Origin of the sequence: Streptomyces sp. NPDC006458 (assembly GCF_040612135.1) — a bacterium.
Classification (GTDB): Bacteria; Actinomycetota; Actinomycetes; order Streptomycetales; family Streptomycetaceae; genus Streptomyces.
In genome coordinates, this window is the sequence record NZ_JBEXPR010000009.1 from 256,790 (window position 1) to 276,301 (window position 19,512).

Genomic DNA, 19,512 nt, shown 5'->3' on the forward strand with positions numbered 1-19,512 from the left:
GCCGCCCGCCGGACGGGTCCTGGCGGTGCTTCTTCCGGCCCGCCGGGCGGGTCCTAGTGGCGCTTGTTCCCGCCCGCCGGTGCGTGCCGGGCCGCGTACGGGTCGGCCGGCTGACCCTCGGGAGCCTCCCGCTCCAGGTTCCGCTTGGCGACGAGCAGCTCCTTGCGAGCCGTCTTCGCCACCTTCGGGTACCGCGGGTCGATGTCCATCAGGGTGTGCGCGAGGACCGCCGCGGTGCAGATCCGGGCGAACCACTTGCGGTCCGCCGGCACCACGTACCAGGGCGCCCACTTCGTGCTCGTCGCCGAGAGCATCTCGGAGAACGCGTGCTGGTAGTCGTCCCAGTAGCCGCGCTCCCGGACGTCGGCCGCGGAGAACTTCCAGTTCTTCTCCGGCAGGTCGAGCCGCTTCAGGAAACGCGTGCGCTGCTCCTCCTTCGACAGGTTCAGGAAGATCTTCACCACCCTGAACCCGTTGTCCGTGAGATAGCGCTCCCAGTGGTTGATCTCCCGGTACCGCTGCTTCCAGAACTTCGCTCCCCGCGCGTGGCCGGGCAGTCGCTGCCGCACCAGCAGGTCGGGGTGCACGCGTACGACGAGCACCTCCTCGTAGTGCGAGCGGTTGAAGATGGCGATCTCGCCGCGCTCGGGCAGGCGCCGGGCGTAGCGCCACAGATAGTCGTGGTCCAGCTCCTCGGCGGACGGCACCTTGAAGCTACTCACCCGCACGCCCTGCGGATTGACCCCGCTCATCACATGCCGGATCGTCCCGTCCTTGCCTCCGGCGTCGAGCGCCTGCAGACACATCAGCACGCCGTACGTGTCCTGCGCGGCGAGCCGCTCCTGGTACTCCGCCAGCAGCTCGACGCCGCTGCGCAGCAGTTCGACGCCGTCCCGTTTGCGCAGCCCGCCCCTGTCCCGCGGATCGAAGTCACGCCCCAGCCGGACCGTCGACCCCGGGCGCACCCTCAACGGCTCGATGAACCGCGCGATCCGCTCAGCTCTCCTGTCCTCCATCACCGATCAGTTCCTCTCCGGCACGTCGTCCGTCCTTCGGGCCGCCTGGTGTCCCCCCGCTCCCGCGCAGCGTCCTGCGGACCCGCCGCTCCACCAGGATCGGCACGAAGGCCCTGATCCTGGCGGGCCGGAACGCGTCGTACGCCTCCCTGACCGCGGCCTCGATCACGCCCTCGTCGACCGCGGGCCAGCCGGCTTTGAGCGCCGTGACCAGCTCGCGCACGGCGAGGGCTTCGTCGGGTGGCACGGGGGAGGGGGAGGGAGCCGGGGCCGGGGAGGGGGGAGGCGGGGGAGTCAGGAGGGCCGGGGGGCGCGGTTGACCTGGCAGGTCGGGCAGGTCGGGCAGGTCGGGCAGGTCGGGTAGATCCGGCAGGTCCGGCAGGTCCGGCAGGCGGCCCGTTGGATGTGGATCCTGTGCGTGGAGGGGGGCGGGCAGCTCCCGCGCCCCCTCGTCGATCGTCTCGTCGGTGGTCATGGCCGCGCGGTCCCCGCGTCGACGTGCCGAAGCACCCGGCCCGCCCGGGGGGCCCGTTCTCGCGTTCCGCCGCTGACTGTCACGCATTTCATACGCCGACGGCCTCCAGCCCCGGGCAGCCTCACCGGCGCCGTCGCGGGCGAGCCGATGCCCACCCTCATTCTGGGATCGGCCGGACAAGATCGCCCCCCGGAGAGGGACCCGGACCTGCGGCGCCGCGGACGGCGACGCGCGAGGCCACGAGGCGGGCGGCGCGGCGGACGGCGACGCGCGGGGCCACGAGGCGGGCGGCGCGGCGGACGGCGACGCGCGGGGCCACGAGGCGGGCGGCGCGGCGGGCCGCGGGGAACCGACGTCCCGCGAGGCGGGCCGCGGGGAACCGACGGCGTTCACAAGCCCCTGCCGTATACGAGGCCGGAACCCGGACCGTAGTCTTTCCGTCTTGTTCCGATGAACTGCTGTTCATAGGAAAGAAAGCGGCTCCGCTCGAAAGGTGACGAGCAAAACCGCCCCCATATGACCCATATCTAACGAAGCAGCCAAAGTTGACACACATACCACCGCAGAACCTTTCGCGAATACCCCAGGCGCCCGCGCTCCCCGCATGGCGTCGACCGCGGACGCGGCTCTGGGTGGTGGTGGCTGTCACAGCCCTCGGATTTCTCCTCGCGCTGGAATTCACCGCGCGGCACTACGGCGTTCCGGGGCCCATCACCAATCAGGCACGTGAGGTGATATTCCGTCCTAAATCGGGCGGTCTGCTGTATGCCGCCATGGCGTTGATGATGGTGGTGCTCACCTGGCGGCAGCGGTTCATCGCGTTGGCCGCGGCGATCGGTGTCGACCTCGGCTTCCTTGCGGTCCGCTGGGGGGTCGACGCCAGGGCGACGGAGGGGCACCCCTTCGGCAACGGCGCGCTGTGGGTGATGCTGGGCGTCGCGGCCGTCGCCGTCACCCGCCGTACCGGCCGGGAACGGGCCCTGCTGCTGAAGGGCGTGGGGCTGGGGCTGCTCCTGATGGCCGGCCGCAAGACCGGCGACATCTGGCTGCTCATCACCTCGAAGACCCGCCCGATGGTGCTCGACCAGTACGTCGCGGCCGCCGATCAGGCCCTGGGCAACCCGTCATGGCTGGTGGGCCGCCTCGTCGAGGCCGCCGGCCCGATCGGCTTCAACGTCCTCGACTTCGTGTACGGCCAGCTGCCGGTGGCCGCGGTCGTCGCCGCGCTCTACCAACTGCGCCATGTGGCCGCCGAACGCCGCTTCCCGCGTCACCACCTGGTGCGCACCTTCCTGGTGATAGGACTCATCGGCCCGGCCTTCTACATGATCTACCCGGTGGTCGGCCCCCTCTTCGCCTACGGCACCGGCACCCAGCACTGGATGGATGTCAGCCTCTGGGCGCCGGAGATGCCGCCGACCGAGCCCTGGGCCGTGGCGACCGTCTGGCCCCAGACGTTCCCGTCGGTCGGCCTCCCGAGCCCCGTGCCCTTCGACGGGATCACCCCGCGCAACTGCATGCCCAGCCTGCACACGGCGTGGGCGACCGCGATCTTCATCCACTCTCGGAAGGGCCCGTGTCTCCTGCGCTACGCGGGAACGTTCTGGCTGATCGCCACGCTGGCCGCCACCCTCGGCTTCGGCTACCACTACGGCGCCGACCTCGTCGCCGGCGTGGTCTTCACCCTCACCGTCGAGGCGGCTCTGCGCACGTTCGACCGCGACTGGGACCGGGCGGGCGTCCGGCTGGTCGCCTACGGCACGGCGATCTTCACGGCCCTCCTGCTGTCCTACCGCTTCCTGTCCGTGCAGATGGCCCACCACCCGTGGCTGTTCGGCCCCCTGCTCATCCTGGCGATGACCTCGGTGATCTACGCGTACGTCCGGACGACCGCCCTGTGGGAACCGAAGCCCGCGCCGGCCGGCGCCCGGGCGCCGGAGCCGCAGCCCGAGCTGATCTGACCCGCCCCCAGGCGCCGGACCCCCCGAAGACCCCCAGGCCGACCGGCCTGGGGGTCTTCGTCGCACCGGGTGACGAGGGCGCGTCCCGCTCCCGCTCCCGCTCGCAGAAGCAGTCGGCCGGCTCGGCCACCGCCGCCTACCTGACGACCAGCGCCGCGATCCTCACCCTCCACCTGGCCCGGCCCACCCCCGACCGCCTGACCGAACAACTCGTCTACCTCGCCGCCTCCGCCCTCACCGCCTCCGCCCTCACCGGCACAGCCCGCTTCCTCCTCCTGCGCCTCTACGTCTTCGCCACGCACGGCGGCAGGACGACACACGCGCGGGGGCGGCGGGGCCGCCGGGAGGCTGCCGCCGGAGCGGACCCCGGCCGTCGTCAGCCGCGGTGGCTCCTCGGCGGCGGCTCCTCAGCGGACCGGGAAGCCGAAGGCGTAGCCCTGGTCCTTGAGCCAGGGCAGGACGCGGCGCAGGGCCTCGACCGTCTGGGAGCGGTCGCCTCCCGCGTCGTGGAAGAGGAGCGTCGGGCCGTTGGGCAGCTCGCGCTGGACGGTGGCGACGATGGCGTCCGCGCCCGGCCGCTCGAAGTCCTTGGTGTCCACGTTCCAGCCCAGCGGGCGCATGCCCCGGGAGGCGGCGAGCGTGCGGCTGTAGGGGGTGAAGGCCCCGCCGGGCGCCCGGTAGTACATCGGCCGTACGCCCCCGGACGCCTCGGTGATCATGCGTTCGGCGTCGAGTATCTGCTGCGACTGGTAGGCCTGGGACTGCTTGTCCATGGTGGTGTCGTGCGACACCGAGTGGTCGCAGAGCCGGTGCCCGGCCGCGACCACCTTCTTCACCAGGTCCGGGTGGGCCTGCGCCTGCGTCCCCACCATGCAGAACGTGGCCTTCACCCCGTACTCCCGCAGCACGTCGAGCACTTGAGGGGTCCAGACGGGGTCGGGGCCGTCGTCGATGGTGATGTTGACGCCGCGCGCCCCCTTGTCGGAGGAATGCGCGATGGTCACCGCGACCGGCTTGGCCTTGCTGCCCGGCGCGGGCGACGAGGCCGCCCCGGGCGACGAGCCGCCCACGTCACCGGCCTGCGCGGTCCACACAGAGGCGCCGACGGCGAGCATCGTCACCCCGAGCGCCGCCCCGACCACCTTGCCGTACCAGCCCCGCCCGCCGCCGTGCCGCGCCATGTCCGCCCCCGCCTTCGCCCAGTACCTCGCCGATGCCGGTCGCGTCGCGACCACCGGGTAGGACGAGGGCGGGAGGCCACGGGATGCGTCCGTTACCAATCACGGACGATCCCGGGGGAGTTCGCGGACAACTCAGGCGAGGTGTGCAGCTCCATGAGAGGAACCGCACTCCTCGCCGCGGCACGACTGACATGACCTACGCGGGATCCTGCGCGTCCTCGATGGGCAGGGTCTCGTCGTCCCCGAAGTCGGGGGCCTGGAAGGGGTTGGTCACCGGGGGCGGCGAGGCCGCGGTGGTGCCGCGGGGCTGCCCTTCCGGGGCGGAGAACAGCGATGTCGAATCGATGGGAGAGCTCTCTTTCGTTGCAGGCCCGTCAAGGGGCCTGGTGTGCCGTGACCGGGCACAGCGGTCCTACAGCTTGGTCATCTTTGCGTAGGGGCTCAGGATCCGCATTTGCGCCGAGCCGAAATCCACGTGCGCCGCGATCCCGTCCTCGATGCCGATCACTCGGCCGAGGCCGTACATGTCATGGGTGACCTGATCGCCCACAGCGAAGTGCTTGGGGGCCGGTACGACCGGGGCCTTGAAGGGGCTGGTGGGCAGATGACGCTTCGGCGCGGCAGGCTTTGTCATGGCTCAGTATGCGCCCATGTCTGTCCCGTTCGCTGTGGCCGTCGGCACAGATCCTTGCGGGAACGACCGCTTCACGCCGCTGACCTGGGGTTTGGCGATAAACAAAGAACCTCGGGCTACGACACCGATGCTGTCCTCACCCCTGCCGGCGGCACTTTTCCGGGCCGTACTCCCGTTCGGCAGCCACAGGCGTTCCGTATACGGCCGCCCGAGTGATCAGCCGGAGCCGGAACTGCCCGCCCCCTCGCTCGCGGCACGGCGGTACTCGGCGTTGATGCGCTGAGCCTCCTCGAGCTGGTCCTCAAGGATGACGATGCGGCAGGCGGCCTCGATCGGGGTGCCCCTGTCGACCAGCTCGCGGGCCCGGGCGGCGATCCGCAGCTGGTAGCGGGAATACCGGCGATGTCCTCCCTCCGAGCGGAGAGGAGTGATCAGCCGAGCCTCGCCGATGGCTCGGAGGAAGCCCGGGGTGGTGCCGAGCATCTCGGCTGCCCGGCCCATCGTGTATGCGGGGTAGTCGTCGTCGTCCAGACGATCATTAAGAGGATTGTCCGCTGTCATGTCACCTCGCTGTGCAAACGCGTCGAGGGGCCCTGGTGCCGTACGGCACCAGGGCCCCGAAGGAAATTCAACACCATCTGTCGGCCCTATTGCTGTGCCGACCTTCTGTTTCCGCTACCCGACCCGGCAGGCGGGGAAGCGGGGGATCGCAGCTGCGTGACCGGGGACCACCTTCCATTCCGGGGTCTTGCGGTACCCGGGCCGAGTGCTGATCGGACCGGGCGATCCTGATGGCGTCTGCTCCTCCGTTCCTCTCTGAACCAACCACTGGGGTGAACCGGTACTGCTGTCGGCAGCTCCTCGACGTGCGAGCCGCCCAGTGCGGCTCCCCGTCTCGTCACCGTTCTGGGAACACCTTGGCTTCGAGGCTTGAGAGCCGCACTGACCTGCGTACTTCCTCTTTCTGGCACCCGCCGGTTCATGTCCGGCGGGTCTCGTTCGACCGTGTCTACAAGAAGGAGCGTAGCCACGCCAGGATCGAATGTCTACTCTGCCAAGAGTAGATTTCACCTTCCTAGCGGAGGAAGAACCCTGCCACCTGCGGCAGTGGGCGATCAGTGAATAGGCTCTGCTGTCATGTCGAACCCTGATGAGCTGCTCGTCGCCATCTCCGCCGCGGTGGAGTCCGAGCCGAGCAACCAGATGGCGCTGACCGTGGTTGTCGGCGGTGCCGTCATCACCGGTCGTCTGGCCCCCGAGGCCGTGTGGAGGGAGCGGGTGGCGGAGGTCCTGCGGGACTCTGACCGTCTCGGCCCGTTCTCCGACGTCTTCGCCCGCGGGCCGGTGGAGAACCGGCCCGGTCACGGCGAGACGCCCACGCATCTGCACTTCCATCTCGCCCGGATCCTCCAGGGCAGCCTCGGGATCCCGGAGACGGGCGGCATGTACCGAGTCGCGATCAAGGACGTCGGCGCATGGACCGTGGGCGATCTCAGCTACTCCGACCGGTGAGACGCCATCTTCGCCCCGTGGCCCGGCCGCGAGTTTCCGAGCGGACGACGACATGACGGTGGGGGCCCTGCCGACCTGCGTCGGCAGGGCCCCCACCGGGATCCTGAGTGCGATTCTACGCGGTTCTACGCGGTTCTACGCGGTTCTACGCGGTTCTGCGCGGTCCTCATACCGCCATGTGCGGACCGCCCGGGGCGAGCGGATCAGTGAGAGAGGGCCGAGAGGGCGCGGACGCCCGGAACCCGGCCGTACTCGCCGGCGCCGCCTGGGCGGGCGCCGGGCGAGAACATCGTTCCGTCGAGGACGTCACGCAGACGGATCCGGTCCGTGTATGTGGAACTGTCACGGAGGACGGCGAGCCGGACCAGGGTGATCTGGCCCGTGCTCTGGTCGTCCCCGTCGCACACGGTCAGATACTCGACACGGGCACCGGCCATGACGGCCAGAGCCACCTCGACGGTCATGTCGTCGGATACCCGAGGCCCGTGCGCTTCGATGTCGTCGACCAGGGTCACGGGGGCGGGGTCCAGCGTGCGGGCCCGCGTCTGAGCTGACGTCAACGGTGTCTCCTTCGGTAAGGGCTGGTCGGCTTGGTGGCCATGGCGGCCCCAGGGAGACCATGGCGGCTCCAGGGAGGGCACGGCGGCTCCAGGGAGACCACGGCGGCTCCGGGGAGGGCACGGCGGCTCCAGGGGGCACGGTGGCCCCAGAGAGAGCACGGCGGCCCCAGGGAGAACGGTGGCCCCGAGAGCCGTACCGGAACTAGGCAGCCGACTCGTTCCCGGGCCGCCGCTGTGCCCCGCGGCGCACCCCCGCGCCGACGGGCCGGCCCTGGCCGCTGCGGCCCCGGCGGGCCCTGGACGCCGAAGACGCGCGGCGGGGGCGTTCCACGACCGGCGCGGTGATGAACACCGGGACGCCGGAGGGCGCCTGGGCGCCGGTGATGCGGCTCAACTCCGCCTCGCCCGAGCGGACCGGGGTGATGTGCGGGGTGATGCCGGCCGAGGCCATCAGACGGCTCATGCCGCGCCGCTGAGCGGGCGTCACGAGGGTGACGACGCTGCCGGACTCGCCCGCGCGGGCCGTACGCCCGCCACGGTGCAGGTAGTCCTTGTGGTCGCTGGGCGGATCCACGTTGACGACCAGGTCGAGGCTGTCGATGTGGATGCCCCGGGCCGCGACGTTGGTGGCCACCAGGACGGTGACGTGACCGTCCTTGAACTGCGCCAGGGTCCGGGTGCGCTGCGGCTGGGACCTGCCACCGTGCAGGGCCGCGGCGCGGACACCGCTGTTCAGCAGGTGCTCGGTCAGCCGGTCCACGGCGTGCTTGGTGTCCAGGAACATGATGACCCGGCCGTCCCGGGCCGCGATCTCGGTGGTCGTACGGTGCTTGTCCGCCTCGTGCACGTGGAGTACGTGATGCTCCATCGTGGTGACGGCACCGGCCGACGGGTCGACGGAGTGGACCACCGGGTCGGTCAGATAGCGGCGGACCAACAGGTCGACGTTGCGGTCCAGGGTGGCCGAGAAGAGCATCCGCTGGCCGTCGGGGCGCACCTGGTCGAGCAGGGCGGTGACCTGCGGCATGAAGCCCATGTCGGTCATCTGGTCGGCCTCGTCGAGAACCGTCGTGGCGACGTCGACGAGTCGGCAGGCGCCCCGGTCGATGAGGTCCTTGAGCCGACCGGGCGTCGCCACGACCACCTCCGCACCGGCGCGCAGCGCACCGGCCTGTCTGCCGATGGACATTCCGCCGACGACGGTGGCGAGCCGCACGCCCACTGAGCGGGCATAGGGCGCGAGCGCGTCGGTGACCTGCTGGGCCAGCTCACGGGTGGGGACGAGGACCAGGGCCAGTGGCCGGCGCGGCTCGGCGCGCCGGCCCGCCGTACGGGCCAGTACCGCGAGGCCGAAGGCGAGGGTCTTGCCCGACCCGGTGCGGCCGCGACCGAGTACGTCACGACCGGCCAGGGAGTTCGGCAGGGTGGCCGCCTGGATCGGGAACGGAACGGTCACGCCTTCATGGCCGAGTGTGGTCAGCAAGGGCGCCGGCATGGCGAGTTCGGCGAACGACTCGACGGCGGGCAACGCGGGCGTGACCGTCTTCGGCAGCGCGAACTCGCCCTGCGCGGCCCGTCGGTTTCCGTAACCCTCGGAACGGCGCGGTCCGCCGGAGCGGGCTGCTGCCGGTCCGCCGGAGCGGCCTGCGGCAGCACTTCCTCCGAAGCGGTCATATGTGCGAGCAGTGCGTGCGCGAGGGGCGCGTGCGCGGTTCATGCGGAACCTTCCTCGATGCGGGCACCTATCGAGGGATTTCCGCAGCAGAATGAGCGGCGCAGAGAATCGCGATAGCGAGCCGGAAATGACAGGGGGGAATCACCCTGAAAATAAAACCAGCTGGGGCCCGCACCCCAAGGTGCGGGCCCCAGCTGTGAAGTTTGCGTCAGTGCCGGTGCGTCAGGCCGGAACGATGTTCTCGGCCGTCGGGCCCTTCTGGCCCTGGGCGATGTCGAACGACACCTTCTGGCCTTCCAGCAGCTCGCGGAAGCCCTGGGTGGCGATGTTCGAGTAGTGGGCGAAGACGTCGGCGCCGCCGCCGTCCTGCTCGATGAAGCCGAAGCCCTTTTCCGCGTTGAACCACTTGACGGTGCCAGTAGCCATTTCATTCTCCTTCGGAGGCGTTTTCAGGAATGCGCCCTGTGCGGATTCCGTGTCGCCGTGATGATCGGCCGTCGGAAGAATCTTCTGGCAACCACACCTGCAACTGACGTCGACAGTAGCACGTCGGCATCGACCCTGCGTGGTAAACAATTCTGCGCTGAAGTGAGCCTCAGGAATATTTCTCCTGCGCCGCGTCGATTTCTCACTTCGCGACCACAGATATTCGTTTCCGGGGTGCGGTGTTGTCGCCGGGCGATTCCGGCTCACGGCGCTGTCACCTCCTTCGACGGTCCGTGCGCGGCCGCTGCCGTGCTCGGCGCACGAGAGGCCGACGAGCACGCCGAGACCCCGGAGGCGAGACGAAGCCCACACGGCGGCGCGCGCCGGGGCCACGACCCGCCCTTCGCCAGATCGAGCGGGCCGCGTCGGTTCCTGCGGTCGAGCGAGCCTTGACGAGATCACCACGGCATCACTTCCTGCCCGGTCAGAGACACAGAAGCAGCGACCAGGCCGAGGAACTCCTCGGGCCGCGCCTCACGGGATCCGGATCCGTGTGCAGGTCGGCCCGCGCTGGCTGCGTGATTCACACCGGTCGTCGGTTCCGTTACTCGCGTTGACGGCCGTGATGCTGAGGCCCCCCACCTGCGGTGAAAGCGCCATCGGCATGCTGACTCGCTGCTCGACCGTGCCCGTGTCGTCAGGTCTGAGCTCACTCGAGTAGTCGTCGACCGAGCCCCGGACGGGCGTGTCCAAGTCAGGCCCGGTGGCGGTCACGTACACCTGGATGGTCGCCCATGTCTCCACACCGTCGGCGTGCACGTGGAAGCTCAGTTGCAGATGGGACCGTGGGCCTTCGATCTTGACGTCGGTGATGTTGGGGCGTCCGTTCCCGTCGGCAGCCGTGGCCGCGCCGATCACCGCCACGCTGAGAGCCACCATGTAGAAGATCACGCCGAGGACGAGAACGCCGGTCTCCCACAGGTTGCCCCGCCGGGTGGGGTGGACGAGCAGGGCGACGATGCTGCAGACGATGGCGAGGATGGCGCAGAGCGAGGCCACGTAGATCGGCCATGACTTGTTGTTCAGGGCGACGAACACGACGTCGCTGGAGAGCCCGAGAGCCGTCATGATCCCGGCGACGGTGATCAGCGCACCGGCCAGGATCTTGGCGACGTCGTCCAGGCGTTTTCCGACTCTGGCCTGGATCTCGTCGGGCGTCGGCGCAGCCTGGTTGTCGTCACCCGTGTTCGGCACCCTCATTGCGGCCCTCCACGCCGTAGGCCCACGCGGGCAAGGCCATACACCGCTGGCCGCGCCCGACAGAGAAGCAACCCGGCTCGTGGCACCCGCCCGACCTGCTCGCCGGGCGGGTGGGTAAGCCTGCCGGCCCCAGTCCGGCCGTGGCCTGTGAGCAGGTTGCCGCAACCTATCGGCTGGTCGCCGTGACTGTGCCGCGGACACTCCCACGCCAGGGGTTCTTTGGTGGCGGTTGCAGTACCGACCCGCGGCTGAGCGGCGTCGAAGACCGGAGCACACACGTGGCCGGAGCACACACGTGGCCGGCCCCCGCTGTTTCCTCGTGGGGGGCCTGGGGCAGCTGGAAGAAGGCATCTCGCCCCCGGCCCCCGGGAATTGCCCCTGTCCAAGAACCGCACCAGAGACTTCGGCGGCGACGATGACCCCCTGCTGCCCCACACCGCCCTGACGCCTCCCGGCGGGCGCGAACGGGGCGAGGCCGGGATCCGGTCGAAAGGATCTCTTGATGGCCGAGTCAAGGGGCTGTGTCCGTCGCCGGTGCTGTCAGGCGTCGGTGCCGGCGGCCTCTTCGAGCAGGGCCAGGGCCTGGTTGTGGAACCGGCGTTCGGCATCGCGGCACGGGGCGTTGAAGAAGGCTTGTTGAGCTTCGGCAAGATCGCAGTTCAAGAGCCCCATGGTCACGAACACGGCTTCCACGCCGTGGCAGCCGTTGTCTTTGAGGAACTGCTGGAGTGTGTCCGTGTCGCCGGTCGTCTCCCAGACTGGCCGGGCGGTTTCCTGCATGGCTGCGATGCGCGCTGATCGTTCAGCCTCGAAGCTCACTGGACCCGCCTCTCTGGGATGGGTCCGCAGACTATCGCCGGTGGTGGGGGCGTTGGTCCACCGGCTACTCCTCGGGCTCCCAGGCGATCAGCTGCTCGAACACCTGCGGGTCGCCCTCGATCTTCAGGTCGCTCAGCGTGAGGCGGCCCCAGACGAAGAGGAGCAGCTGCTCGGCCGTGCCCCTGGCCGAAGCGGAGGCGGGCGCGGCGTCGTCCGTAAGGGGTGCGGGCCAGGCGCCGGTGCCGTCCAGCGCGAGGAGCCAGGAGCGGCCCTCGGTGGCGTGGTAGTGGATGGTGGCGGCCTCGTGCGGCCAGGCCGCCGGGGTGGAGTTGCAGGTGTCGAGAAACTCGGCCACGCCGTCGATCGCGACGTCCGCCGGCATCGGCTGCACGGCGCCTGCGGCGAGCTGGGCGTCGTAGGTGTGCACCAGCACCTCGTGCACCCGGCGCCGGGCAACGCCCCAGGCATTCGCCGGCGACACGCCGGCGCCCCACCACACCCAGCACTCGCGCTCCGGGCCGGCCTCGCGCAGCGCACTCAGCAGCAGCTCGTTCGACTCGGCGTACCAGGCCAGCAGCGCCTCGATCTCGCGCGGCAACTCCGCGGCATCCTTGGCCGGCGGAGCCTCGGCCGGACCCGCGGCGACGATCGCGGCCCACCAGCGCTGGCCCGTACCCAGGTGCTGCACCAGATCGAACAACGTCCACTCGGGGCAGGACGGCACCGGCGCGTCAAGGCTGGGCGCGGCGGCAACCGCACTCCGGAACTCGGCCGACCGCTCGTCGATCAGTTGCAGCAGGACGGAATACTCAAGACTCTCTGTCACATCGCTTGGCTATCACCCCAGCTCAGCCGACCGCACCCTATTTTCCAGGCCGTCAGCTGCGGGAGTGCGAGCACCTGCTAGAAAGCCTGGTCGTAGCCATATCCCCTTCCTGGCTGGCCCGTTGAACAAGTCGGGTGTCCGGGCCGTCCTCCTCCCCGCCTTCCTCCACAAAGAGGTGCGGCAGCACCTTCGCCTGGTTCGCTGAGAAGGCGCCCCGACGGGTTGGTCTTCGTGGGGGAGGAGGGTGCTCCCTTCCGGCGCACCTCGTTCGGCCGGAAGTAGCGTCGTGCTCGCGTTGCCGCCGGGCTCCCGGACGGCTTGCGGCGACCTCGTCCGCGCCGAGCGTGCGAAGCGCCACAAGGACAAGGATCACGGCCCCGCGCACCACAACGAGAAGCCCACGGGCAGCTGATCGCGCCCTTGTGGTGCGGAGGTGGTGCGCGCCCCGCCCACCGGTCCAGACAACAAAGAACCCCCGGGCCTCTGACCTGGGGGTTTCGCGTGGAGCGGGTGACGAGAATCGAACTCGCGCTCTCAGCTTGGGAAGCTGATGTTCTACCATTAAACTACACCCGCGCAGACGCCGACGTGATCGGTGTCGTAACGCTCGCTCACTCTACCCCATGCCAGGCCCCCGGCGTTCGAGCCGAGGGGCCTGAGTCGGTTTCAGGGACGCGATGTGGCTGCGGGGGGCGGGAGTTGGGGCGTACGGTGGGGGCGTGGGAGTGGGTCCGGGCGGGCCGGAGTGCCGCCTGGAGAGGCGTCCCTTTCATCCCGTAATGTGGCCTTCCGTCGTCACGGGATTTCAGCCGGAGTGACGCGGCTCTTGGGGAAGGGACTCTAGGACTTGATGGAAAGCACCCTCGTCCGCTGTGCCGATGGGCACGTCTTCAGCACCGCTTCGTTCCCGATGCAGCAGGCCGAGCGGCTCGGCCCCGGCCGGCTGGTGCGGTGTCCGCGCTGCGCCCGCCTGCGCAGCGTCGTACCGGTCACGCTCCAGAAGCGGTGACCGCCGGGCGCGGGTGACCGCCCGGCGCCGCGGTGTCGTTCCGGTCGCCCTTCCCGAGCGGTGACCGGCGCGTACCCGCGGTGATCGGCGGGCGCCGGCCGTCCGCATCCCCCGCGCGCGGAGTCGTCACGATTGTGGCGGGTCCGCGCGCCTTGCGTATCCTCGGGGCGTGCTTCTCTCAGACAAGGACATCCGGGCCGAGATCGACGCCGGGCGGGTACGGATCGATCCATACGACGAATCCATGGTGCAGCCGTCGAGTATCGACGTGCGGCTGGACCGGTACTTCCGGGTGTTCGAGAACCACCGGTACCCCCACATCGACCCCGCCATCGAGCAGGCCGACCTCACCCGGCTGGTCGAGCCCGAGGGGGACGAACCGTTCATCCTGCACCCGGGCGAGTTCGTGCTGGCCTCGACGTACGAGGTCATCACCCTGCCCGACGACCTCGCCTCCCGGCTGGAGGGGAAGTCCTCCCTGGGGCGGCTCGGGCTCGTCACCCACTCCACCGCCGGGTTCATCGACCCCGGCTTCAGCGGTCATGTCACCCTGGAACTGTCGAACCTCGCCACGCTCCCCATCAAGCTGTGGCCCGGGATGAAGATCGGCCAGCTGTGCATGTTCCGGCTCAGCTCACCGGCCGAGTCCCCCTACGGCAGTGAGCGGTACGGGTCCCGGTACCAGGGGCAGCGCGGACCGACCGCCTCCCGCTCCTTCCTCAATTTCCACAGGACCCAGGTATGAGCGGCGTCCGGGAGAACCTGACGAACGAACGCTTCGGCGCGGCCGTCCGTGAGCTGGCGCAGACCATCGCCGACGACGGCTACAAGCCCGACGTCGTGCTCTCCATCGCCCGCGGCGGCGTCTGGAGTGTCGAACCCCCGGTCGTGCAGCGGGCCGGGCAGGTGCTCGACGCCTGAGGGCATTCGATCGCGTTCGAGCCCGCTCAGGGACACGAAAAAGGCCCCCGTCCCGGGGGCCTTTTCACGCCGTCGAGGACGGCGTCAGAACGTGCCCAGCTTCACGATCGACAGCAGGGCGACCAGCTGGATCGCGGAGGCGCCCAGCGCCTTCGGCCAGGGCAGGTCGTGGGAGCGGCTGACCATCATCGTCAGCAGGGCGCCGGCGGCGATCCAGGTGGCCCAGCCGACCACCTGGACGAAGGTCGCGTCGCCGCCCGCGAACATGGCGAGCACCAGACGCGGCGCGTCCGTGAGGGACATGACCAGCATGGAGAGGCCGACCGTCGGCTGCCACGCGCCGTCGCCGCCGAGCTGGCGGGCCAGGGTGTGGGTGACGACGCCCAGGACGAAGGAGCTGAGCACCATCGCCACCGCGGTCGTCAGGACGATCGGCACGGCGTTGGACAGCGTCGCGCTGATCGCGTCCTCGCGGGCCCCGTCGAAGCCGAAGACGGCGAGCAGGCCGTAGAGGAAGGTCACGACCAGGGCCGGGCCCCACACCGCGTAGTCACGCATCTGCAGGAAGGTCTGGCCGGGCGCGACGACGATGCCGCGCAGCAGGGCCTTCCAGGGCAGCCGCGGCCCGACCGGGCCGGCCGGGGGCGTGGCACCGGCGTGGTACGTCTCGCCCTGGCTGTAGTGCTCGTCGATCGAGAAGGCCTGGGTGTGGCCCGGGTTGTTCGCCGCGTACGGGTCGTGGGCGCCCTGACCGTACGGGTCCTGGCCGCCGCCGAAGTACTCCGGCTCGCCGTGGTTCCCCCAGTCGCCGCCCTGCCCGCCCGGCGGCTGCTGCCGCCTGGCCTGCGGGTACGGCTGCGGCGCCGAGGGGTAGCCGTACGACGGGCCGCCGCTCTGCGGGGCACCGCCGTACGACGGGCCCTGGGGCGCCTGCCGTCCGTACGGGGGGTGTTGCGGTCGCGCTTGCGGGGCGCGGTCGTCCCGGCCGCCGCGTCCGATCCTGAATCCAGCCACGCCTTCGAACGTACCTGGTCCCGCAGAGTGACGTGCCGGACCCGGCCCCACAGGCCCGGCTTTGCGGCCGAGCTGTGACATCCCCTACGGCTGTCCCGTACGGGACGGGGACCAGGTCGGCGCCCCGTCCCCTACGTATCCTCCGCGCAGCCCTCGCGCATCCCCCGCGCATCCCCCGCGCATCCCCTACGGGGCTCACCCGGCCGTGTCCCGGGCAGTCCCCCTGGTCCTCTCCCGGCAGCCCTCTCCCGGTCCTCTGCCGGTCCTCTGCCGGTCCTCTCCTGCGACCGCTCAGTCCGCGAAGTTCGCGCCGAACGCGGGCACGCCCGCCGTCGAGACGCCCGCCGCGTAGGGCGTGATGACACGCGAGCCGGAGGCGGTGATCTTCGTGCCGCCGGAGCGCAGGTAGGTGACCGTGCCGTCGCCCGCGTTCTCGGCGGAGCCGACGATCAGGTCGGCGCGGCCGTCGCCGGTGACGTCGTCGAGCTTGACGTCGTAGCCGAACATGTCCTTGTCCTCGTTGGTGCCGGGCACGCCCGCGGTGTCCTGGGAGAAGACCTGGCCGCCGGAGGTGACGTTCAGACCGGACCGGGAGCCGTACAGGACGGTGACGACGCCGGTGTCCGCGTCGTCGCCGACGCTCTCGCCCGCCGCGCCGACGGCCAGGTCGAGGAACCCGTCGCCGTTGATGTCGCCGAGGTCGAGCTCGAAGCCGAACCAGTCGGTGTTCTCGGCGGTGCCGGGGACGTTGCCGGTGTCCTGGGTGATGCCGACGACGGAGGCCGGGCCGGAGGCCGAGCCGTAGGTGATCCAGACCTTGCCGCCCTTGGCGGAGTACGGGATCGGCGTGCCGTCCTGCTCGGTCGTGTCGGCGTCCCAGCCGCTGACGATGTCGCCGTAGCCGTCGCCGTTGATGTCGCCGATGCCGGTGATCACGCCGGGCTTGAGGGACTTGGCGGCGGAGACGCTGAGGCCGTTCGCGGTGCCGGGGACGTAGTAGTTGTGGTTCCAGCCGGCCTGGGACGTGGTCTCGTAGCCGTCGACGATCAGGTCGGTGCGCTTGTCGCCGTTGACGTCGCCCGCGGTGAGGTTGATCGGGCCGCGGGCCGTGCCGCCGGACCTGACCGGGGCCTTGAAGGTGGTGCGGGCGCGGCCGGCGGCGCCGGAGGCGGTGATGCCGCCCTTGTAGACGTAGACGGTGTTGGTGGTGTTGCCGACGGCCAGGTCGGCCTTGCCGTCGCCGTCGAAGTCGCCCGCGGCCAGGTTCTTGCCCCAGTTGTCGTGCGAGCCGGGGGCCGGGTCGGCGATCAGCACGCCGCGTCCGGTGATGCCGGAGGCCGAGCCCCACAGCACGGTCAGGGTGCCGCTGTCGGCGTCGCCGCGGACGTCGTCCCAGGGGGCGGAGACGGCGACGTCGTCGTAGCCGTCGCCGTTGAAGTCGGCGTAGGCGTGCTCGGAGCCGAAGCCGTCGTCGGTCTCGGCGGCGTCCGGGGTGCCGGTGGAGTTCTGGCTGATCAGCGACCGCTTGGTGGCGGACACCCCGCTGGCGGAGCCGTAGAGCACGGCGAACTGCCCGGCACGGACCTTGCCGCTGACGGTCGCGCCCCAGACGGAGAAGCCGACGTCGCCGAAGCCGTCGCCGTTGAAGTCGGCCTGCGGGACGTGAGCGGAGTCGGCGGCCGTGGCCGGGGCCGACGTGAACGCGAGGAGACCGCCCGTCAGCGCGGCCGCCGTGGCCGTCGCGAGGGTCAGTCGCAGATGCTGCTGCATGCGGAGCTCTCCTGCTGCATGCGCGGAGCCCGGTCGGGCGTCCGCGGACGATGGGGGTGGACCGGCCGGGCGCGCTCACCGTCGCCGGCGCGCGACCCGGGGTCGACGAACAGGAGACCTGTGTGGAGTCCTTCGGGTTGCGAGGGATTTCGGCCAGTCTGTGAGGCCGCCGCCGTGGCCGACGGGGCGCGCCTGCTCCGAGAACCGGTCCCTTCGGTCCGCCGGAGAACGCCCCCGCAGTCCCTTCGGTCCGCCGGAGAACGCCCCCGCAGTCCCTTCGGTCCGCCCAAGAACGCCCCCGCGGTCCCTCGGTCCGCCGGAGAACGCCCCCGCGGTCCCTCGGTCCGCCGGAAAACGCCCGCGCGGTCCCTCGGTCCCCCGGGAAACGCCCCCGCGGTCCCTCAGTCCGCCAGGAACTCCCCCGTCGAGAACGTCGCGGCCGGCGACTCGGCGATCACCGTGTCCTTCGCTCCCGGATACACCGCAACCCTGTCCTTCGTCTCCCCGAGATACGTCCGCACCACCAGGTCCGCCAGCCCGTCCCCGTCGAAGTCCGCCGCGGCCAGCACCCGCGAGGTGCCGCGCGCGGTGGGCTCGACGCGCACCAGGTCCTCGCCTGACGGTCCCTCCGTACGGCCGTGGAGGACACGGATGCCCGAGCCGCTGGAGACGAGCTCGCCCAGGCCGTCCCCGTCGAAGTCGGCGGTGTCCAGCAGGGAGCCGCCGACGGCGAGCGTGCCTCGGGCGGCGGCCGGGAGGTCGTAGCGCAGGGCGGTCTCGCCGATGCCGCCGACGGCCGCGTCCAGGTCCGCGCCGCGCCCGAAGCGGCCGAGGGCCACGTCGAGGCCCTCCGGCAGGAGCGTGCCGGGGCCCGCCGGGCCGGTGGGGCCGCCGAGCACGAGCGCGGCGGTGGCCCGGCCCTCGGCGGCCCGGACGATCAGGTCGTCGCTGCCGTCACGGTCGACGTCGGCGACCGGGCCGGTCGGCAGGTTGCCCGGCACGTGGACCGGCGCGCCGGCCGTGCGTGGGGCGCCCTGGCGGCTGAACGGGCCGCGCAGGAAGCTCAGTTGCCAGTCGGAGGCGTGCACGACCAGATCGGCCTTGTCGTCCCCGTCGAAGTCGCCGCACACCGGTTGGTCGGGCCAGTCGTTACCGGCCCGCGCGGCGGCGGGGATCACGAGCTTGACCGCCTTGCCGGTCAGGCCGCGCGGGGAGCCGAAGAGGATCTGGAGCGGGACGGGCGGCTGTCCCTGCCCGTCGAAGGGCGGGTCGGTGGACACCACGAGGTCGGTGAAACCGTCCGCGTCCAGGTCGCAGCTCGCCTCCGCGTCGAACACGGCCGGCAGCTCACCGTCCGTGGGGGCCGCGTTGCGGGCCGGGCTCAGCAGCTGTCGGGCGCCGGGGGTGAGTCCGTGCGGACCGCCGTAGACGATGCCGATCCCGGCGTCGTCGCTGTGCGCCTGCGCCTTGACCAGGTCGTTGAGGACGAGATCGCGGCGGCCGTCGCCGTTGAAGTCGTCCGGGACGTCGCTGCCCCTGCCGCCGGGAATCGGGAGCGGGGCGGGGGCCTGGGCGGCCTTCACCTCAGGACTCTTCTCCGGGCCCTTCGCGTCGTCGCCGGGCAGGGGCGGCCCGCAGGCGGCGAGGAGAACAAGACAGCCGACGGCCGCCAGACCCGTTCCGAGGGTGCGCATGCTCACCGTCCGTCTCGCCAGCCCCGTCGACAACGACTCAGTAGTGAAGCACGCGTTCAAAGGGGTGGACACCCCCGGGTCACCTCCGTGTCACCCCCGGGTCCATATGGACCGATTAGGGCCCGGGGGCGCCGCTCGCGGGGGAGCGGAAGGAGGCCCGGCGGGGCTCAGTCGTCGATCGCCGCCCCGTACCGCGCGTTCACGCCGGAGACCCCGAACGTGCCCAGCCCGTACGTCCACGATCCCGACGTCGTCAGCCCCGCGGACCCGGCGGAGAAGACCCACACGGCCCTGTCGGCGGTGTTCTCGCCGGGCGCGGCGGCCAGCAGGCCGAAGCGGCCGCCGTCGTTCCCGGCCCGCCCGCATGGCCCTGGCCTGCCCGCCCGGCCCTGCCTGGCCCGCCCGCACGGCCCCTGCCAGGCCCGCCGGCGCGACCGCCCGCACGGCCCTGCCAGGCCCGCCGGCCCTGCCCGGCGCGACCGCCCGCACGGCTACGGCCTGGCCTCGGCCCTGGTCCGGTCCGGGTCCGGTCCGGGTCCGGCCCTGGTCCGGTCCACGGGAAACGCCGACGCCCCCTGCCGGTGGGGCAGGGGGCGTCGGTGGCGCCTCGGGCGAGGGTCACTTCACCGGTTCGCGTTCGGGTGTGTGTTCCTCTTCGGTGGTGCCGGTGGGGTCGGTGGGGGTTGTGACGGAGTCCAGGAGGAGCTGGGCGACGTCGACGACCTGGATGGATTCCTTGGCCTTGCCCTCGTTCTTCTT

18 protein-coding genes, 1 tRNA gene and 2 pseudogenes are annotated in these 19,512 nt (G+C 71.0%); 6 read left to right on the forward strand and 15 right to left on the reverse strand.

Annotated elements, in window-relative coordinates:
• Positions 1-53 precede the first annotated feature (53 nt).
• Both ABZZ79_RS15135 and ABZZ79_RS15140 read right to left on the reverse strand, forming a co-directional pair.
• The gene (locus tag ABZZ79_RS15135) at positions 54-1,016 is read right to left on the reverse strand and encodes a polyphosphate kinase 2 family protein (protein ID WP_356689373.1); all 963 of its coding nucleotides are present in this window, start codon (positions 1,014-1,016) and stop codon (positions 54-56) included.
• Positions 997-1,491, reverse strand: a complete 495-nt coding sequence (locus ABZZ79_RS15140; RefSeq protein WP_356689374.1) for a three-helix bundle dimerization domain-containing protein — start codon at positions 1,489-1,491, stop codon at positions 997-999. The genes ABZZ79_RS15135 and ABZZ79_RS15140 overlap by 20 nt, the downstream gene beginning before the upstream one ends.
• A 635-nt stretch (positions 1,492-2,126) precedes the next feature.
• Here ABZZ79_RS15140 and ABZZ79_RS15145 point away from each other — a divergent pair.
• Both ABZZ79_RS15145 and ABZZ79_RS15150 read left to right on the forward strand, forming a co-directional pair.
• Positions 2,127-3,452 carry a phosphatase PAP2 family protein gene (locus ABZZ79_RS15145; protein ID WP_356689375.1) on the forward strand — a complete coding sequence of 442 codons (1,326 nt, stop codon included), beginning with the start codon at positions 2,127-2,129 and terminating at the stop codon, positions 3,450-3,452.
• Between the two features lie 110 nt (positions 3,453-3,562).
• A pseudogene (locus ABZZ79_RS15150) lies at positions 3,563-3,748 on the forward strand (hypothetical protein); the annotation flags it as partial.
• A gap of 111 nt (positions 3,749-3,859) precedes the next feature.
• Here ABZZ79_RS15150 and ABZZ79_RS15155 read toward each other — a convergent pair.
• The 3 genes from ABZZ79_RS15155 to ABZZ79_RS15165 form a co-directional block, all read right to left on the reverse strand.
• Positions 3,860-4,633, reverse strand: coding sequence for a polysaccharide deacetylase family protein (locus ABZZ79_RS15155; RefSeq protein ID WP_356689376.1), 774 nt, complete (start codon positions 4,631-4,633; stop codon positions 3,860-3,862).
• A gap of 412 nt (positions 4,634-5,045) precedes the next feature.
• The gene (locus ABZZ79_RS15160) at positions 5,046-5,267 is read right to left on the reverse strand and encodes a hypothetical protein (protein WP_356689377.1); all 222 of its coding nucleotides are present in this window, start codon (positions 5,265-5,267) and stop codon (positions 5,046-5,048) included.
• A gap of 216 nt (positions 5,268-5,483) precedes the next feature.
• Complete coding sequence (locus ABZZ79_RS15165; RefSeq protein ID WP_356689378.1) at positions 5,484-5,828, reverse strand: MerR family transcriptional regulator; 345 nt, start codon at positions 5,826-5,828, stop codon at positions 5,484-5,486.
• 576 nt (positions 5,829-6,404) lie between these two features.
• On the opposite strand from ABZZ79_RS15165, the gene ABZZ79_RS15170 reads away from it, so the two are divergent.
• The gene (locus ABZZ79_RS15170; protein ID WP_356689379.1) at positions 6,405-6,779 is read left to right on the forward strand and encodes a hypothetical protein; all 375 of its coding nucleotides are present in this window, start codon (positions 6,405-6,407) and stop codon (positions 6,777-6,779) included.
• Positions 6,780-6,982: 203 nt separating this feature from the next.
• Here the strand turns inward: ABZZ79_RS15170 and ABZZ79_RS15175 are convergent, their stop codons facing one another.
• From ABZZ79_RS15175 to ABZZ79_RS15205, 7 genes are all read right to left on the reverse strand, one after another.
• The gene (locus ABZZ79_RS15175; RefSeq protein WP_356689380.1) at positions 6,983-7,339 is read right to left on the reverse strand and encodes a CBS domain-containing protein; all 357 of its coding nucleotides are present in this window, start codon (positions 7,337-7,339) and stop codon (positions 6,983-6,985) included.
• Positions 7,340-7,541: 202 nt separating this feature from the next.
• Positions 7,542-9,056, reverse strand: coding sequence for a DEAD/DEAH box helicase (locus ABZZ79_RS15180; RefSeq protein WP_356689381.1), 1,515 nt, complete (start codon positions 9,054-9,056; stop codon positions 7,542-7,544).
• A gap of 180 nt (positions 9,057-9,236) precedes the next feature.
• Positions 9,237-9,440: a cold-shock protein gene (locus tag ABZZ79_RS15185; RefSeq protein WP_028799214.1), complete on the reverse strand. Its 204-nt coding sequence runs from the start codon at positions 9,438-9,440 to the stop codon at positions 9,237-9,239.
• A 534-nt stretch (positions 9,441-9,974) separates the two neighbouring features.
• Complete coding sequence (locus tag ABZZ79_RS15190) at positions 9,975-10,700, reverse strand: hypothetical protein (RefSeq protein ID WP_356689382.1); 726 nt, start codon at positions 10,698-10,700, stop codon at positions 9,975-9,977.
• A gap of 540 nt (positions 10,701-11,240) precedes the next feature.
• Positions 11,241-11,519, reverse strand: coding sequence for a hypothetical protein (locus ABZZ79_RS15195; RefSeq protein ID WP_356689383.1), 279 nt, complete (start codon positions 11,517-11,519; stop codon positions 11,241-11,243).
• A 64-nt stretch (positions 11,520-11,583) separates the two neighbouring features.
• On the reverse strand, positions 11,584-12,345 hold the full coding sequence (locus ABZZ79_RS15200) for a maleylpyruvate isomerase family mycothiol-dependent enzyme (protein ID WP_356689384.1): 762 nt from the start codon (positions 12,343-12,345) through the stop codon (positions 11,584-11,586).
• Between the two features lie 502 nt (positions 12,346-12,847).
• A tRNA-Gly gene (locus ABZZ79_RS15205) sits at positions 12,848-12,921 on the reverse strand.
• Between the two features lie 274 nt (positions 12,922-13,195).
• On the opposite strand from ABZZ79_RS15205, the gene ABZZ79_RS15210 reads away from it, so the two are divergent.
• The 3 genes and pseudogenes from ABZZ79_RS15210 to ABZZ79_RS15220 form a co-directional block, all read left to right on the forward strand.
• Positions 13,196-13,354, forward strand: coding sequence for a hypothetical protein (locus tag ABZZ79_RS15210; RefSeq protein ID WP_356689385.1), 159 nt, complete (start codon positions 13,196-13,198; stop codon positions 13,352-13,354).
• A gap of 169 nt (positions 13,355-13,523) precedes the next feature.
• On the forward strand, positions 13,524-14,099 hold the full coding sequence (dcd, locus tag ABZZ79_RS15215; RefSeq protein ID WP_356689386.1) for a dCTP deaminase: 576 nt from the start codon (positions 13,524-13,526) through the stop codon (positions 14,097-14,099).
• Positions 14,096-14,224 (forward strand): annotated as a pseudogene (locus tag ABZZ79_RS15220) (phosphoribosyltransferase); the annotation flags it as partial. The gene dcd and the pseudogene ABZZ79_RS15220, both read left to right, overlap by 4 nt.
• 135 nt (positions 14,225-14,359) lie before the next feature.
• On the opposite strand, the gene ABZZ79_RS15225 reads toward ABZZ79_RS15220, so the two are convergent.
• The 3 genes from ABZZ79_RS15225 to ABZZ79_RS15235 all read right to left on the reverse strand — a co-directional run bounded on the left by ABZZ79_RS15225 (position 14,360) and on the right by ABZZ79_RS15235 (position 18,753).
• Positions 14,360-15,370: a YIP1 family protein gene (locus ABZZ79_RS15225; RefSeq protein ID WP_356689387.1), complete on the reverse strand. Its 1,011-nt coding sequence runs from the start codon at positions 15,368-15,370 to the stop codon at positions 14,360-14,362.
• A gap of 210 nt (positions 15,371-15,580) precedes the next feature.
• On the reverse strand, positions 15,581-17,059 hold the full coding sequence (locus ABZZ79_RS15230; RefSeq protein ID WP_356689388.1) for a VCBS repeat-containing protein: 1,479 nt from the start codon (positions 17,057-17,059) through the stop codon (positions 15,581-15,583).
• Positions 17,060-17,460: 401 nt separating this feature from the next.
• Positions 17,461-18,753 (reverse strand): VCBS repeat-containing protein, encoded by a 1,293-nt coding sequence (locus tag ABZZ79_RS15235; protein WP_356689389.1) that lies wholly within the window; start codon positions 18,751-18,753, stop codon positions 17,461-17,463.
• Positions 18,754-19,512: the final 759 nt, after the last annotated feature.

What these genes read in the sequence shown, in the direction of transcription:
- ABZZ79_RS15135 (WP_356689373.1), bottom strand. Translation starts at nt 1,016, where the DNA reads ATGGAGGACAGGAGAGCTGAGCGGATCGCGCGGTTCATCGAGCCGTTG.
- ABZZ79_RS15140 (WP_356689374.1), bottom strand. Translation starts at nt 1,491, where the DNA reads ATGACCACCGACGAGACGATCGACGAGGGGGCGCGGGAGCTGCCCGCC.
- ABZZ79_RS15155 (WP_356689376.1), bottom strand. Translation starts at nt 4,633, where the DNA reads ATGGCGCGGCACGGCGGCGGGCGGGGCTGGTACGGCAAGGTGGTCGGG.
- ABZZ79_RS15160 (WP_356689377.1), bottom strand. Translation starts at nt 5,267, where the DNA reads ATGACAAAGCCTGCCGCGCCGAAGCGTCATCTGCCCACCAGCCCCTTC.
- ABZZ79_RS15165 (WP_356689378.1), bottom strand. Translation starts at nt 5,828, where the DNA reads ATGACAGCGGACAATCCTCTTAATGATCGTCTGGACGACGACGACTAC.
- ABZZ79_RS15170 (WP_356689379.1), top strand. Translation starts at nt 6,405, where the DNA reads ATGTCGAACCCTGATGAGCTGCTCGTCGCCATCTCCGCCGCGGTGGAG.
- ABZZ79_RS15180 (WP_356689381.1), bottom strand. Translation starts at nt 9,056, where the DNA reads ATGAACCGCGCACGCGCCCCTCGCGCACGCACTGCTCGCACATATGAC.
- ABZZ79_RS15185 (WP_028799214.1), bottom strand. Translation starts at nt 9,440, where the DNA reads ATGGCTACTGGCACCGTCAAGTGGTTCAACGCGGAAAAGGGCTTCGGC.
- ABZZ79_RS15190 (WP_356689382.1), bottom strand. Translation starts at nt 10,700, where the DNA reads ATGAGGGTGCCGAACACGGGTGACGACAACCAGGCTGCGCCGACGCCC.
- ABZZ79_RS15210 (WP_356689385.1), top strand. Translation starts at nt 13,196, where the DNA reads ATGGAAAGCACCCTCGTCCGCTGTGCCGATGGGCACGTCTTCAGCACC.
- ABZZ79_RS15225 (WP_356689387.1), bottom strand. Translation starts at nt 15,370, where the DNA reads ATGTCACAGCTCGGCCGCAAAGCCGGGCCTGTGGGGCCGGGTCCGGCA.
- ABZZ79_RS15230 (WP_356689388.1), bottom strand. Translation starts at nt 17,059, where the DNA reads ATGCAGCAGCATCTGCGACTGACCCTCGCGACGGCCACGGCGGCCGCG.
- ABZZ79_RS15235 (WP_356689389.1), bottom strand. Translation starts at nt 18,753, where the DNA reads ATGCGCACCCTCGGAACGGGTCTGGCGGCCGTCGGCTGTCTTGTTCTC.